We start from the raw sequence: 13,966 nt of genomic DNA on the forward strand, positions 1-13,966 counted from the left end.
AACTGCGGCGGGTAGTTCTTCATGACCACGAGATGTCCGTTCTCAGATCCTCAGGATCCAGTGTCTCGTGTGTTCAACATAAGGGGGTAAGGCCCCCGGGCCGACGCCGCCTCGCTCGACCGAACGGCGACAACGTTCGGGTCCAGTGTCGGGTCCGTCGCCTCAAGCAGTGGAAGCGCCGCCACAACACCACCCGTGCCAGGACCCGTTGCCGTGGCGCGCAGGCCATAGCCACCTTCAAGGGCCGGCGGCTCCTGCGGAAACTCCGATGCCGCACCCACCGCATCACGGCGTCGTGAAGGCAGTAGCCGTCCTTCACCACGTGTCAGCGTGGGGTTGGAAAACGCTCCGTGGATGCCGCTTGACCGACCGGGAGGGCCGGAAGAAGGCCAGCGACAGGAGAGCGGTTCAGGGGGCGGACGGTTCGATCTCCCCCGCAAAGACGATGACCTGGTCGATGAGGCTCCGCCGCAGATGGACGACGTCCGTTCCCGCCAGGCGTGGACCTCCATCGGGCGTAGTGAAGACCCACTGGTACCGGGCCCACTCGTCAGGCATGTCCACCGCCGAGCAGCGCACCATCGTGCCGGTCCCCGCAGGGTGGCGCCGGATGTCCAGCACGAACCGCTCGACCGCGGCGATCCCTTCGCTGCGACCCAGCGGCCCCCAGAAGACCACGTCTGAGGTCAGTGCCTGGGAGAGCAGGCCAGTCACGTAGCTGTCGTTTGAGGCGTTGAAAGCGGAGATGAACGTGTCGATCGCGGAGCGTGCCGTCTCTTCCTGCATGCCCCAGTATTACCAGCCGTTGCGCACGCACCCGTCCCGCGAGCCGCCTTCCGGTCAAGGTGGGCCATCCCGGTCAGCGCGCTGGTGAAACCTGGGCAGTAGCCGGGCCCCACATGAAGGCTGTCCCGTAAGGGGCGGGGGTTATCCGATGAGGGCCAATGTTGCGGAGGTGTGCGATGCCGAGGATTGCCTGGTGAACGCCGCTGCCCTTGAGGCGGCAGTCCCGCAGGATCTTCCAGTTCGTCAGGCGGGGAAGGGCGTGCTCGACGCGGGCTCGGGCTTTGCGGTGGACCCTGTTCTCGGCTTCCTGCTGCGGGCTCAGGGCCTCATGGCCGCGTCCACGGCGGCCAGGAACGAGCAGGCCGGTGCAACCTCGCGGGCGGGCGATGTCGACACCTGCTTCGGTGAAGGGCCGGCAGTCGTTGCGGCTGCCGGGCAGGGGATCACCGACGGCCACGACCAGGCGGCTGTAGCGCAGCCGGGACCAAGTGCGGCAGACCATGCCGCAGGTGGCTGATCCTGGCTACCAACCGGTCCACGAACACCAACCGGTGCCGGGCACCAGCTTCCGGAGACCGCTTCCCCACCCCGCCCCTCCTCCAGTAGTCACGCCCTTCCGCTGTTCACGGGTGTCTTCAGCACTCAACTGTGACAGCTGGTCGTGGAGTTGGCGGAGTGCTGGGCTGTCGGGCCCTCCGACTTCTTGATGAAGGCGGAGGCGGGGGGGGCGACCGCCTTTGCGTAGCGCCATGCACACAAGATGAAGAGAAAGGGTCCGGAACACTGGCGATCATCCAAGGAATGTCAGGCGTCACCACCAGTCCACTGCGGCGGGTTTCCGGCAGAATGAGAAAAATATCCAACCAGCCTTGAATCGGGTAGCTGCGCTGCGCTCCGGACGGCTAATTTCGACTCCTCATTCGGGAGGGGGAATAATTCGCCCCTTTTTGCGAATGGTCAGGAAAGGTGACGCAGTGAAGTTCCAGAGACTGCTCAGCATTGTGGCCGTGTTTTCCGCCCTCGTTTCCGGGAGCCTGGTGACGGCTCCTGCAGCGAATGCAACGCCGTCCGGCTGCGGCGATCTCGAAAATGGTCAGCTCTGTCTCACTGGAGGAAAAATCGGCGAGTCAGGGAACTATCTTTTCACTGCAAAGTACCTGCGCACCAAGAACGGTGAAGTCACCGTCAAGCTGGGAAGCCAGCGAAAGAACACCCAACTCATCGCGGTGCCAATGTGGTTCGGCGAGATGCGAACAAAAGACGGATACGCAGAACTCAAAATGGGAAACGTTGATGTGGCAAGTGATTCTTTACATCACTCCTGAATCTGTTGCTCTGTTCGTGCTCACGGTGCTCCTCCTGACCTGGTTCTGCGCCCGCTGGCGGCGGCGTTCTGACGTTGCGCCGGTGGCACTCCGTTTCCTCCAGGCCACCTGGGCCCTCATCGTCCTGGCCGCCACCGTCTTTCCGACCGAACCTCTGAATTCCACGGCACGATATGTCGAGTGGTTTCCCGGCGAATCGATGTGGGGTGAGGACACCGGCGGTCTGTTCGAGGACGAGAAGACCATCATTGCGCAACTGCAGATTGCCAATGCGGTGATGTTCGTCCCTCTTGGATCCCTCTTCTACTTCGGAGGAATCTTCCGGACCTCTGCCCTTCTCCGCGCAGTCCTGACCTGCCTGGGCCTCAGTGTGCTGATTGAAATGATGCAGTTCCTCATGGCGGCAGGCAGGATCGTCGACATTGACGACGTACTGTTCAACACGGTGGGAGGACTCGCAGGGGCCACGAGTGCGGCAATCGCCGCCCGGCTGGCCGCACGCCTTGAGGGACGCGACCGCCACCAGGTCGTGCACTCCCGGTCCTGAAATCCACCGGACGCCTTGCGGGGTCTTGACAGGGTGAAAGTGCAACCTTCCCGCACGCCTTCAGGAGCGGACCGCGTCGTCCCAGGCGCCTGGACTGCGGTAGTGGTTCTTGTGCCGCGCGGCAAGTACGTGATGCAGTTCGGCACGATGCGGGGTGTTGGTGGGGAGGTCCAGTCGGATGAGGATGGCCAGCGCGGCAGCAGGCTCCAGGTCTCCGTAGACGTCGTGGAAACTTGCCAGGAGGCCGTGGAATACGGCCGAGTTGAGGGCAGGAAGCCTCATGGCGGTGTGGTAGGTCGGTTCCTTCACCGTCCAGGGCACCGGTCCCGAACACTCCAGAACCCGACGGGCCCGGCGGAGCAGGGCTTCCGATCGCTGGGCCACGACTTGGTCGATGTCGTTCCCAAGGACCTCGGCGAAGGCCGTTGGGGAAGTGGTGTGGTCCTCGAACCAGTCCACCCACAGGGAGTAGGTGACGGCTGCGGCGTCCCGGTCCGCCTCCAGCCGCCGACGGTAGCCGTCCCACAGGACGTCGGCCGGCAGTGGGTCCTCCGTGCTCTCGTTCGCGAACCGGATCTCGCACGTGACCCAGTACTCGTCGAGGAGGTCCAGCAGCCCGAACGCCAGCCGCACCTGTTCGGCCGCACTCAGATCTTCGGCGAACACGTCACCGGCCCAGGAGTGTGCCACCTGGTTGGCGGTGAGCAGCGCCTCCGGCTTCTCGTCGCTCACCCACCCGTCCCGCACCTGCCGGACACCCTGCTCGGCCAGCCAACGCCGCGCTGCCTCCTCGGCTTGCATCTCCACGCGGGAAGTATGGCAAGCCTCGCAAGTTCCGAACGGAACGGCCTGGCTTACGCCTTGGACAGCGTCCGGTCCGCATGAGGTTGTCGGGAAGCCCTGTGGACAGAACAGGAGGGGTAGGGCCCCGACCGTCGCACCGCATCTCCGGCGGTTCCAGAGTCAACGATCCGACGACGTGTCGATGGCACGGGGCGACCGCGCGGGCGGGAGCCGCAGAGTGTTCCGGTCTCTGTGGTCAGGGTGAAAGGGTGCCGGTTCAGGGCGCCTGGAACGATGTGCCCCGTGAACGCTGATGAGACGGCGGCAGTGGTCAGAGACGAGCCGGAGTGGACGGGCGTGGTGAGTGAGCGCCTGCGCTGCTGTGTCTGTGGCGGGTCGACAAACGGTTCCGAGGACTACGTACTCGTCGAACTGACGGCACCGTTCTCCGACGCCCGACAATGGCTGGGGGCCCATGCGGAGCACCTGAACTCCCTCCTGGCAGAGGGATTCTCCGTGGAAGTCCACCAGATGTAGGGGCTCGTTGACGGGTTGGGCTCCCCTGCATACCGCTCCCGGTGTCCAGGGGTCGCAGAAGGTTAGTCGCGCAGCCGAAGAGTACGGCGGCTCGACGCCGGGGAAAAACAGCGGAGCGCCCGGGGGCGCTTGCATCGGCTGGTCTTCTTTTGCTCATCACGGCTTGCCCGCAGACACCCGGGCGACAGGTGATGCCGGAGTACTTGCGAGTGTGCTCAACGGAGTACAGAAGACATGCTCAGTTGGACCTCGCCCATGACGACGTTCAGTACACGTGCGTCGGCTGCCAGCCATCCTGGGGAGCGGTTGGCCTTGTCTCTGACGTCCCGGAGGAAGCTGCCGCCTGAGGCTGGGCTGCAGGCCCGGCAGCTCCGGTCGAAAATCTCGGCGAGGGCGTTGACCTTGCCCCTAGAGTCCTGCCTTGATGAAGAGAAGAGTGCAGTTCACCGAGCAGGTTGCACGGTTCCGTGACTACATGCCGGCCGGAGACCGAGAAACGTTTCTGCGGCTGGTCGGCAGGATCGCAGCCGAGCCAGAAGGCGCTGGCAGTCATCTCACCTATACGACCGATTCAGTGACCCGCTCGGTCTGGGAGGACCACGTCATGGTCCAGTACGTCGTAACGAGCTTCTACGTGGTCATCATCGAACTCGACATCTACGACGCGTCTCGTGGCTTCAACGAGGTGTAGTCCAGTTCGTACCGGAGCCTCTACTCGGGCTTGTCCGGTGGATCGGGTCGGCTTGGGCGGGGCTTGGCTGCGGAGTGAGCGGTGGCCTGGCGCGCGCCCCGCCTACTGCTTGTGCGGACTTGGTGTCATGGCTCGGGGCCGGGCAACGACGATCTTTGTGCGGCGTTCGGTTGGCGGTCGTGCGACGACCAGTGCGGCCAGGGCCAGGCACACCCCCGCCATTCCGGCCCACAGTGCCCGTACACCCGCGTGCTCCAGGAGTTGGGTGCCGAGGACGGGGGCTGCGGCGGTGGCGATGCCCCAGCTGAGGCCGTACACGGCGAGATAGCGGCCGGTCGCGCCGGCGGGTGAGAGGTCGGCGACGACCGCGAGCACCCGTCCCATGATCAGTAGATCCCCGAGCCCACACACCACCGTGGCCAGCGTGTACGTCGGCAGGTCAAAAGCCACCGCATAGCCGGCCAGGCCCACGGCCAGGAGCAGGCAGCCTGCCGCCAGCATCGCGGGCGCCGACAGCTCGGCCACCCGCCGCAGCCGCAGCAGGGGCTGGGCGGCGAGGGCCGTGACCGCCGCGGTGGTGAAGAGCAGTCCCGCGTCGGCCGGACGCAGCCCGGTCTGCTCCAGGGACAGCGGCAGCGACATGATGACCTGCATGTGCACCAGCGCGAACGCGGTGCCGAAGCCGAGCATGGCCAGCAGCGCCCGGTCCTGCCAGGGACTGCCGGTGGAGGTGGTGGCAGCCGATGGTGTCGGGCGGTCCGGGGGCAGCGCTGCCCGCACGATGACCGCACACACCGCGCAGGTCACGGCGTCGGCGACGAACAGCCACCGCAGGTCCCATCGCCCCAGCCCCGCGGCCAGCAGTCCCGCACCCATGCCGCCCGCGGCCATTGCGGCATTGAGCAGGCTGTAGGCCCGTACGCGCAGCTTCGGCGGCACGGCGTCCGCGATCATCGCCTGGCTGGGTGGCTCGTACAGCTCGTAGGAGAGTCCCAGCAGGATGGCGCAGACCGTCACGGCCGCCAGGCTCCCGGACACGGCGATCCCCAGTTGGGTCAGCGCGCAGGCGCTCAGTCCGAGCGTGATCGTGCGGCGTCGGCCGATCCGGTCCGCCAGGCGTCCGCCGATCAGCCGCGAGGGGATCGTCGCCAGCCCGAACAGGGCCGCGATCAGTCCCGCCGTCGCGGTGCCCGCCCCGAACTCGCTGCTGATCAGCACTGTGAGGAAGGACATCGAGAAGGCGCCGAGGCGGTTGAAGGCGCGAGCGGTGACCAGCAGCCAGACGATGCGTGGCAGACGGTGCGCGGAGCGGTGCATGACTCCCCCTGTCGTCACTGGTGTCGTGGATAATGTCAGTGACGTTGACTCACGCTAGAACCCAGAGAGGTGACTGGTCAAGTGCCATTCGACAGTCACGTAACGGTGCGGCTCGAAGACGCCGCCTCGCTCGTGAACGCCCTGACCAGCGGCGCGGCCCGCGGCAAGCCCTACCCGGCCCCGACCGGCGCACAGCTGCCCGAGGCGATCGCTGCTGCCCTGCCCTACCTGCGAGAACGCATGATCGATGCCGACCAGGCCGGGTATCTGGTCCGCACGGCGCAGCAACTGCGTCTCGCCTTCGAGGCAGCCTCCGCCGGTCATCTCGACGACGCGGCAGCCACGGTCAACGCCCTGCTGCTCGCCACCGGCGCCCGCCCGCACCTCCGGCGAGATCCGGACGAACCCTGGAGGCTGCACTTCCACGGGGCGGACGACTCCCTGGCCGTCAGCACCAGCGCCAGCTGCGCCACCGGCCTTGCTCTCGCCCTGGGCAGCGACATGTCGGACCGCCTCGGCGTCTGCCAGGCCGCCCGCTGCGACCGCGTCTACGTCGACACCTCTCGCAACGCCGCCCGCCACTTCTGCTCCACGGCCTGCCAGAACCGCACCAAGGCGGCGGCGTTCCGGGCACGGCGGGGCGCAGGCGAGTCCTGAGGAGAAGCCGGCCGAGCCGAATGGGCTCGCGTTCGCCCGCGTTCGCAGCGGGTTACGGCGGGTTCAGGAACCTGTACGCGAAGACCGGCTCCCCGACTGGTGCGCCGAAGCTTTCCCACCGCAAGTCCTCGCTGCCGGCGAGGTGTTCAGCCGTCCCACCCAGCACGCAGGTGAGTCGGCGTCACGCCCTGCAGACGGCAGACCCGCTCTCTGTCTCGCGAGGGCGCATACGGCAGTTGGCCAGCAGGGGCGTCACGCCACGTGCAGGTGCCGACCTCGGCGCGGGGGTTCCTCGTCCTTCGTGACGGGCGGTTCCGGCACTGCCTGGAGGGGGCCCGTCCCGGCGATGTCCTCGGGCTTGCGGTTCAGCTTCGCCCTCAGACCGTGGAGCTTGCCCTTGATGTGCGGCGCAGCCTTCACCGCGACGGCACCGAGCGCGGCGACGGCGACGGTGGCGACGCCGATCACCGCGCCGTTCGCGATTCCTTCCTGACGGCCCTCTTCCCTCGCTTCGGCCCTGATCTCGTCGAGTTCGGCGTCGGCCGGGTAGAGCACGGCGTGTCCGGCAAGGACGTTGGTGGCGTCCCGCAGGAGGGCGCTGATCCCTCCGGGGCTGCTCGAATCCGAGAGGCTCGTGCCAGCCGGGCGTTCCACCACGAACACGTCTCGGATGGTCCCGGTCTCTTCGTCATAGGCCATGAGGGCACTGTAGGGGGCAACGCCTTTGCCCGGACGGGTTATCCGGCAAGTGCCCCTTGGCCGAAGTGCTCTTCCGCGGGCGGTGCCGCCGCGCCACAGTCTCGGGTATTGCGAGTAGAAGAGCTGTACATCGAGCAGTACTTCGTCGACGAGCATCTCGCCGTCGCCGATGCGCCGCAATGGGAGGAGGAGGCGTTGCCGACGGCGAGGCTGAATGTGTCGCGCCCTTCCGGTCCGTCTGCTCACAGCTCGGTGACAGTGCCTGACCTGCGAGCCGGTGTCTCAGCCCCGGCCGCATCAGTGAACGCCCCCTGGTACATCCCGTGCCAGGCGGCGGGCGCCCGGCAGAGGGCAACACAGAACCCTCTCGAACCTCCCGACGCCCGGCACCAGAGTCATCCTCCGGACGACCAGGGGCGTGCTGTGCGGCGACGCCCAGTCGGGCGCCGCCGCTTGGCCCGGCTTCGCTGCGGTCGGCGGCCGTCCTGAAGCAGCACGTGGTACAGGACGGCCGCCACCGTGGCGGCAAGCGCAAACGGCGGCGCCGGGAGGCGGATCGGGAAAGGCCGGGCAGACGAAGAGCCCGCCCGCAAGCATGAGGGGCACCGGACGGGTATCCCTGGCTCGGGCACTCCAAGTGGCCCCCGGCCCCGCTACACAGTTCACCTTTGCCGCGGGGGGGGCGCCTCACCCGTCGTCAGGGCGACTCGGGACGGCTTCGTCTCGTGCAACGGCACAACGCACGGCACGGTGATCACTATGCGTCCCCGTTCCCTCCTGGACCTCGTTCTGCCGTCCAGAGCCCGACCGTCCACCTCCGACGAATCTGCCTCCGCCCCGTTGCTCTATGGCCGAAGACTCGCTGTGCTCATCCTCGGCGGAACACGAGCAACTCGGTCCGTCCGCCGCTGAGCGGTACGAAATGACCGCCCAGCAGGGAAAGGCCGCGCTGGGCCAGGCGGTCGACGATCCACGAGCGGGAGAGCATGCCGTAGAGGGTCGCGCCGCTGGCCAGCCAGGTCTTCGTCATCGTGGCGTCGAGACAGTTCTCGTTCACCACGTCGAACGCGACGATCCCGCCCGGCCGGACGACCCGGGCCATCTCGTCGAGATAGCCAATGGTCACGACGAGCGGGATGTAGACGAACACCTTGTGGGCGTGCACGAGGTCTACCGATCCGCTCGCCGTGGACCTCAAGGTGTGTCCGTCGGTGGGTTGCACGGTCACGTTCCGCAGAGTCCGCAGGTGTGGCAGCCAGTCATCCGCGGTCTCGTAGATCTCGTAGGCGTCGGGGTGTGTCGCGGCGATCACCCTGGCCGCGTACCGGCCCGAACCGGGGCCGATCTCACATACGCGCTCGACGTGTTCGCCGAGTTGCGCCAGTCGCAGGAGCGCGTCCACGGTCTCGGCGGTCGCGCCGGGGCCGGCGCTGTAACGGTCGATGTAGTCCTCGACAGAGACTCCCGCTCGGCGGGCTGCCGCCAGAGTCCTGCGGGCTGACAGGTACGGCTGGATCGCCGGGTCGACGTTGCGCCCCCGGACCACCTGGACGCCCAGGGGCCGCAGCGCGCGGTTCACCCCGTCGCGAGCGGTACCAAGCACGGACATGTCTACCTCCGTTGTCGATGTCGTCGGATTGGCAGGCCCTCGCACAGGTGCGAGGACGTATGGCGTGTATCGGGTCGGGGCCCGGCTCGCGTGGTGCTTTGTGACACGTTGCCGTCGCGGCGTTCGGGCAAGGCCCAGGACAACGGCGCGGGCGGCTGTGGGGCAGGCCGGGCGCGTTTTCGGCGCACGCGAGAAGAGCACGGCAGATGCCACGGCGGCGCCCTGGCCGGGGGAAGGACCACCGGTTCCAGGTACCGCTGGACGCGGGTGCGAAGGCGCGCTCAGTTCAGGGCGCGCAGGGCTGGACGCGGTCCAGCACGACCGTGAGGTGAGGTACCGGGGGCAGTGGTCTGGAAGGTGCCCGAGGGAGGCCGGTGGCGGGTGGTGTGGGCATCGCCAACGCGTCCGCTACGAGGCCCGGTGCGATCAGGGTGTGGTCATGCCAGCGGCGAGCGGCCGCGGCGAGCGCCATGGACAGTCGGCTGGGCAGCTCGGTGACGCTTGGGAACAAGGCCGTCAGGATCAGGGCGGCAGGACAGTTCGCCCCGGCCTTGGCCATGGCGTTGGGCTGCCCCACGGAAGGCGGCCGGAGGTGATTTTTCAGCGCCGCGGCTGGCGGATCGGTGCCGATCAGGTCCGGGCAGGCAGGAAGGAGAGCTGGTGCTCCCGCGAGGGCGGGGATGCTCCAGCGCGGTGTCCCCTGGCGGAGCACCTTGTGCACGACCAGGGCCAGGACCGCCGCAACGAGCGCAACGGCCGGCCCCGAGACTGCCGAGTCCGTCATCGTGTGTTGAAGACCGGCGGCCAGGGCACTGCCCGAGAGCGCAGGGCCTGCCGCGCGGGCGGCGGTGCCGTCCGTGTGGCGGGCGCGAGTGCAGGAGGCTGGCATGTCGGGCCCATCGTGGCCCCTCAACGAGGACCGTGCGGTCGTTTCGTTGGATCTGGCCGGATTCGGCGTGCGGCAGTGGCAGACCGCTCCAGTTGGCGGCACTGGCATGGTCAACCAGGCCGGGCACAACGTGAGCGCGCATGTCGAGTGCAAGCCCTCCGGTGACTGCTGACCTTCCTCAAGGCCCCCTGGCCTAGCCGTTTCGGCTGGGCGGCTGGGCGGCTGGGCGGCTGAGGGAGGTTGTTGGAAGCAGGGTCGGTCGATTGAGGTGCGTCATGCGGCGAGCATCCACCGGGCGCCCTCGCGGACGGTCTCGTCGATCAGGGAGCCGGACTCTGTGGGGCCGTCGGCGTTCACTTCGCTGGGCACCGGTGCCTTCCCGACCCGCGCTGCCTGCGCGGACCTACTCGCTGATCATCACAGGATCATTCGGGGAAGGTACGCTCCTTCGCGTCCCACCCGAGGCCTGTCCACAGATCTTGAGTATTGCTCGCGTGCTCGCTCTTCTCAGGGCTTGGCCGAAGCGCGCTGTCTCACCACCGTGTTGTCGTTGTCCTCACCGTCCTCACCGTCCTCACCGTCCTCACCCGGGGCCGTCCGTATGCGGCAGCCGTCGCTGCTCGCCTGTCGGAGGAGCACGAGGGCCTCTTCGGAAGAGGAGCCGACGGAGGTGGTGCATACGATGAGCGCTTGTTCCGGCGCGCGGGCGATCGACAGTGTCTGCTGCGTCACCGTCACCGTGCCGACGACGGGATGGTGCAGTTCGTAGGACGCGGCATCGCACGGCGCCACGCGGTGGTCCGCCCACAGTGCGACGAATTCCGGGCTCTTCATCGTCAGCTCGCCGATCAGTTCCGCGAGCAGCGGGTCCTCCGGGTGTCTGCTGACGGCGATGCGCAGGTTGCCTACCACGGCGCGTGCCTTGCGTTTCCAGTCCGCGTACAGCTCCTGGCAGTGCGGGTCGAGGAACAGCATGCGGCTCATGTTGGGACGCCGTACCGGGTCGTCCGGGTCGAGGAGGCCCAGGTGACTGGCCAGCAGGGCGTGGCCGAGGGTGTTCCAGGCCAGCACGTCCGTACGGCGGCCGAGCACCATCGCCGGGACACCGTCGACGGCGCGCAGGAGGTCGCGGGTCTCGTCCGTGAGGGTCTCCGGCCGCGGACGGCGTGGCCTGCGAGGGTGGCGGCCGGCTTCGGCGAGCCGGTCGAGGTGTGCGCGTTCGTGGTGATCGAGCAGGAGTGCGCGGGCGATCGCGTCGAGCACCTCGGCCGAGGCCCCGCGGGACTGACCCTGTTCCAGCCGTGCGTAGTACGAGACGCTGACGCCGGCCAACTGCGCCAGTTCCTCGCGCCTGAGGCCGGCCACCCGTCTGCGGGGTCCGAGGTCGCGAAGACCCACGTCCTGGGGCCGCAGCCTTGCCCGTCGGGCTTGGAGGAAGGCGCCGAGTGGGCCGGGTGTGTTCATGGCCCCAGTATTCGGTGCCGGGCCCGACCTCAGCCACACCCTGCGAGGGGTGGGACAGGGCGGGAGTGGCTCGTGCCCGTCCACGCGGCCAAGCTCGTGCCGTTCGGAGACGTACACCAGCGACGTGCACCCGGCACGAGGACGGATCACAGGGATCACGTGGATCACAAACCTGAGCAGATCACCCTTGGCGACATCACCGTCACCCGCGTCAGAGAGTTCTACGGCTCGGCCGGGATGTCCCCCGGCGAGTTCTTCCCGGACAGTCCCGAGGGTTCGTGGGCCGAGCACCGTGACTGGCTGGCGCCCGACTTCTGGAACCTGCGGACGGACGAATGCCGCACGGCGATCCAGTCCTGGCTGCTGCGCAGCGAGGGGCGCACCATTCTCGTCGACACCGGCGTGGGCAACCACAAGGACCGGCCCTACGCACAGGTGTGGAGCCGCAGGAACACGGATTACCTCGACAGCCTCGCCGCCGCCGGCGTGCGGCCCGAGGACGTGGACATCGTGGTCAACACCCACCTGCACATCGATCACGTGGGCTGGAACACCCGCCTCGACGGACGGTTCTGGGTACCGACCTTCCCCAAGGCCACGTACCTGATGGCCCGGCGGGACTTCGAGTTCTGGGACCCTGCCAACGGGTACACGAGCGTGCTCGGCCGCGGAAACCAGAACGTCTTCGAGGACAGCGTCACGCCCGTCCACCGAGCGGGACTGACACACCTGTGGGACGGCTCGTACCGGATCGACAGGAACCTGCGCCTCGATCTTGCTCCCGGGCACACCCCCGGATCGTCCGTGCTGACCCTGGAATCGGGCACCGATCAGGCCCTGTTCGTCGGGGATCTGGTGCACACGCCCCTGCAGATCGCGGAGCCGGACACCAACTCCTGCTTCTGCGAGGACCCCGCACAGTCCCGCGCCACCCGGCACAGGCTGCTGGGCCGCGCCTGCGAGAACAACGCGCTCGTGTTCCCGGCCCACCTCGGTGGCCACGGCGCCGCGGAGATCACGCGCAACGGTTCGAAGTTCGCGATCAAGGAGTGGGCGGGCTTCTCCCGCATCTCCTGATGTCTCCTCCCTCCCTGCTCACCCCTTCCGGAGAGGAAACTCCCGTGCCTCGACAGGCTGTTCCGTACGCCGAAACCCCGGCGGGCACCGTACGCGGCCGCCGCGACCGATCAGGCGAGCGCTACCGGGGCCTCCCCTACGCGGCGGCACCGGCCGGTGTCGCCCGCTTCGAGGCGCCCGCACCGCACCCGGGCTGGTCCGGTGTGCGGGACGGCACCCGGCCCTCGCCCACCGCTCCCCAGCCTGACCGCGACTTCGGCCGCCTCGACATGACCCCCTACTTCGGTCCGGGCTGGGTGCCCGGCGCGGAATACCTGACCGTCGACGTGCGCACGCCCGCCGCCGACGACGGCAGGCGCCCGGTCATGGTCTTCGTGCACGGCGGTGGCTTCGTCACCGGCTCGAACCGCGCGGCACTCTACGACGGCAGCGCGTTCGCCCGCGACGGCGTGGTCCTGGTGACGGTGAACTACCGGCTCGGCATCCCCGGGTTCCTGGATCTGCCGGGTGCGCCGCCGAACCGCGGGCTGCTCGACGTGCTCGCCGCTCTCGGTTGGGTACGCGACACCGTCGCGGCTTTCGGCGGCGACCCCGGGAACGTCACGGTCTTCGGTCAGTCCGCGGGCGCCACTCTCATCGGCGCGCTGCTCGCGACACCGCAGGCCAAGGGCCTGTTCCGGCGAGCGATCATCCAGAGCGGCAACGGCACCGGCGCGTTCACCCCGGAGCAGGCGCAACGGGTCAGCGCAGCGGCGGCCGCCGCGCTGGGCGTCGAGCCGACCGCCGAGGCGTTCGCCCCGATACCCGACAGCCGCTTCCTGGCGGTGTTGCCCGCACTGGCCGGCCTCGACCTGCGCACCAGTACCGCCGGCGACCCGCTGGCCGGGCTCAGCCCGTTCAGCCTGGTCCTGCCGGTCCAGCCGGCCGACGCACTCGGTGACGGCCCGGCCGCAGAAATCGACTTGCTCATCGGCACCAACACCCAAGAGGGGCACCTCTATCTCGCACCGCAGGGCCTCCTGGAGTCCACCACGCAAGCCGAGCTACTCGCCTTCGCCACCCGGGCGCATACGGACCCGCGGCCGGCCCTCGCCGCACACCGTGCGGCACTGCCGCACGCGACACCGGGCGAGTTGCGCTCCGCACTGCTCGGGCAGGTCCTGTTCGAGGCCGGTACGACGCGCATGGCGCGTGCCCACGCGCGGATCTCGGGCGGTCACACGCACCTCTATTCGTTCGGGTACCGCTCGACTGCCCTGGACGGGCGGCTCGGGGCAGCCCACGCCGTCGAGCTGCCCTTCGTGTTCGACCTCGCCGACGAACCCTGGCTGCACGGGGCCACCGACCTGCTCGGCCCCACCCCCGCCCCCGCCGGACTAGCGGCCCAGGTGCACGGCGCCTGGGTCTCGTTCGCCCGCACCGGGAGCACCGGCTGGGCTCCCTACGACCCGCAGCGTCCCAGGGCGGAAATCCTTGGCGGATGAGGAACCGGCTGACCGGGGCCTCAAGGGCAAACCCCGGCATCGACCTCACTGTTTACCGCCCTGCGGCATCGAAACCGTGACGTCGTTTCCTACCGGCGCTG

At 68.3% G+C, this 13,966-nt stretch carries 14 protein-coding genes and 2 pseudogenes; 8 read left to right on the forward strand and 8 right to left on the reverse strand.

Features of this window, described 5'->3' with window-relative positions; all coding sequences use genetic code 11:
- Positions 1-408: 408 nt before the first annotated feature.
- From ACFYVL_RS43045 to ACFYVL_RS43055, 3 genes and pseudogenes are all read right to left on the reverse strand, one after another.
- Positions 409-786 carry a nuclear transport factor 2 family protein gene (locus tag ACFYVL_RS43045; RefSeq protein ID WP_389255345.1) on the reverse strand — a complete coding sequence of 126 codons (378 nt, stop codon included), beginning with the start codon at positions 784-786 and terminating at the stop codon, positions 409-411.
- A 157-nt stretch (positions 787-943) separates the two neighbouring features.
- A pseudogene (locus ACFYVL_RS43050) lies at positions 944-1,255 on the reverse strand (transposase family protein); the annotation flags it as partial.
- Positions 1,256-1,268: 13 nt separating this feature from the next.
- A pseudogene (locus ACFYVL_RS43055) lies at positions 1,269-1,403 on the reverse strand (IS5/IS1182 family transposase); the annotation flags it as partial.
- Between the two features lie 357 nt (positions 1,404-1,760).
- Here ACFYVL_RS43055 and ACFYVL_RS43060 point away from each other — a divergent pair.
- Positions 1,761-2,111, forward strand: coding sequence for a hypothetical protein (locus tag ACFYVL_RS43060; protein WP_389255347.1), 351 nt, complete (start codon positions 1,761-1,763; stop codon positions 2,109-2,111).
- A complete protein-coding gene (locus ACFYVL_RS43065; protein WP_389255349.1) occupies positions 2,089-2,658 on the forward strand; it encodes a VanZ family protein in 570 nt (189 codons plus the stop codon). The genes ACFYVL_RS43060 and ACFYVL_RS43065 overlap by 23 nt, the downstream gene beginning before the upstream one ends.
- A gap of 60 nt (positions 2,659-2,718) precedes the next feature.
- Here ACFYVL_RS43065 and ACFYVL_RS43070 read toward each other — a convergent pair whose 3' ends face one another.
- Positions 2,719-3,459 (reverse strand): hypothetical protein, encoded by a 741-nt coding sequence (locus ACFYVL_RS43070; RefSeq protein ID WP_389255433.1) that lies wholly within the window; start codon positions 3,457-3,459, stop codon positions 2,719-2,721.
- Positions 3,460-3,744: 285 nt separating this feature from the next.
- Here ACFYVL_RS43070 and ACFYVL_RS43075 point away from each other — a divergent pair, with 285 nt between their 5' ends.
- Together ACFYVL_RS43075 and ACFYVL_RS43080 are read left to right on the forward strand one after the other, a co-directional pair.
- Positions 3,745-3,978, forward strand: coding sequence for a hypothetical protein (locus ACFYVL_RS43075; protein ID WP_389255351.1), 234 nt, complete (start codon positions 3,745-3,747; stop codon positions 3,976-3,978).
- A 436-nt stretch (positions 3,979-4,414) separates the two neighbouring features.
- On the forward strand, positions 4,415-4,669 hold the full coding sequence (locus ACFYVL_RS43080; protein WP_389255353.1) for a hypothetical protein: 255 nt from the start codon (positions 4,415-4,417) through the stop codon (positions 4,667-4,669).
- 102 nt (positions 4,670-4,771) lie between these two features.
- On the opposite strand, the gene ACFYVL_RS43085 is transcribed toward ACFYVL_RS43080, so the two are convergent.
- Complete coding sequence (locus tag ACFYVL_RS43085; RefSeq protein ID WP_389255355.1) at positions 4,772-5,986, reverse strand: MFS transporter; 1,215 nt, start codon at positions 5,984-5,986, stop codon at positions 4,772-4,774.
- An 81-nt stretch (positions 5,987-6,067) separates the two neighbouring features.
- Here ACFYVL_RS43085 and ACFYVL_RS43090 point away from each other — a divergent pair, with 81 nt between their 5' ends.
- Positions 6,068-6,643: a CGNR zinc finger domain-containing protein gene (locus tag ACFYVL_RS43090; RefSeq protein ID WP_389255357.1), complete on the forward strand. Its 576-nt coding sequence runs from the start codon at positions 6,068-6,070 to the stop codon at positions 6,641-6,643.
- Positions 6,644-6,895: 252 nt separating this feature from the next.
- On the opposite strand, the gene ACFYVL_RS43095 is transcribed toward ACFYVL_RS43090, so the two are convergent.
- Both ACFYVL_RS43095 and ACFYVL_RS43100 read right to left on the reverse strand, forming a co-directional pair.
- Complete coding sequence (locus ACFYVL_RS43095; RefSeq protein WP_389255359.1) at positions 6,896-7,342, reverse strand: hypothetical protein; 447 nt, start codon at positions 7,340-7,342, stop codon at positions 6,896-6,898.
- Positions 7,343-8,210: 868 nt separating this feature from the next.
- Complete coding sequence (locus ACFYVL_RS43100; RefSeq protein WP_389255361.1) at positions 8,211-8,951, reverse strand: methyltransferase domain-containing protein; 741 nt, start codon at positions 8,949-8,951, stop codon at positions 8,211-8,213.
- An 887-nt stretch (positions 8,952-9,838) separates the two neighbouring features.
- Between ACFYVL_RS43100 and ACFYVL_RS43105 the strand changes: the two genes are divergently transcribed.
- Positions 9,839-10,012, forward strand: a complete 174-nt coding sequence (locus ACFYVL_RS43105) for a hypothetical protein (RefSeq protein WP_389255363.1) — start codon at positions 9,839-9,841, stop codon at positions 10,010-10,012.
- Positions 10,013-10,347: 335 nt separating this feature from the next.
- On the opposite strand, the gene ACFYVL_RS43110 is transcribed toward ACFYVL_RS43105, so the two are convergent.
- The gene (locus ACFYVL_RS43110) at positions 10,348-11,304 is read right to left on the reverse strand and encodes a helix-turn-helix domain-containing protein (RefSeq protein ID WP_389255365.1); all 957 of its coding nucleotides are present in this window, start codon (positions 11,302-11,304) and stop codon (positions 10,348-10,350) included.
- Between the two features lie 159 nt (positions 11,305-11,463).
- Here ACFYVL_RS43110 and ACFYVL_RS43115 point away from each other — a divergent pair, with 159 nt between their 5' ends.
- Positions 11,464-12,381 (forward strand): MBL fold metallo-hydrolase, encoded by a 918-nt coding sequence (locus ACFYVL_RS43115; protein ID WP_389255367.1) that lies wholly within the window; start codon positions 11,464-11,466, stop codon positions 12,379-12,381.
- 44 nt (positions 12,382-12,425) lie between these two features.
- Complete coding sequence (locus ACFYVL_RS43120) at positions 12,426-13,865, forward strand: carboxylesterase/lipase family protein (RefSeq protein ID WP_389255369.1); 1,440 nt, start codon at positions 12,426-12,428, stop codon at positions 13,863-13,865.
- Positions 13,866-13,966: the final 101 nt, after the last annotated feature.

This window comes from Streptomyces sp. NPDC004111, assembly GCF_042874215.1.
Classification (GTDB): Bacteria; Actinomycetota; Actinomycetes; order Streptomycetales; family Streptomycetaceae; genus Streptomyces.

What these genes read in the sequence shown, in the direction of transcription:
- ACFYVL_RS43045 (WP_389255345.1), bottom strand. Translation starts at nt 786, where the DNA reads ATGCAGGAAGAGACGGCACGCTCCGCGATCGACACGTTCATCTCCGCT.
- ACFYVL_RS43070 (WP_389255433.1), bottom strand. Translation starts at nt 3,459, where the DNA reads ATGCAAGCCGAGGAGGCAGCGCGGCGTTGGCTGGCCGAGCAGGGTGTC.
- ACFYVL_RS43085 (WP_389255355.1), bottom strand. Translation starts at nt 5,986, where the DNA reads ATGCACCGCTCCGCGCACCGTCTGCCACGCATCGTCTGGCTGCTGGTC.
- ACFYVL_RS43095 (WP_389255359.1), bottom strand. Translation starts at nt 7,342, where the DNA reads ATGGCCTATGACGAAGAGACCGGGACCATCCGAGACGTGTTCGTGGTG.
- ACFYVL_RS43100 (WP_389255361.1), bottom strand. Translation starts at nt 8,951, where the DNA reads ATGTCCGTGCTTGGTACCGCTCGCGACGGGGTGAACCGCGCGCTGCGG.
- ACFYVL_RS43105 (WP_389255363.1), top strand. Translation starts at nt 9,839, where the DNA reads ATGTCGGGCCCATCGTGGCCCCTCAACGAGGACCGTGCGGTCGTTTCG.
- ACFYVL_RS43110 (WP_389255365.1), bottom strand. Translation starts at nt 11,304, where the DNA reads ATGAACACACCCGGCCCACTCGGCGCCTTCCTCCAAGCCCGACGGGCA.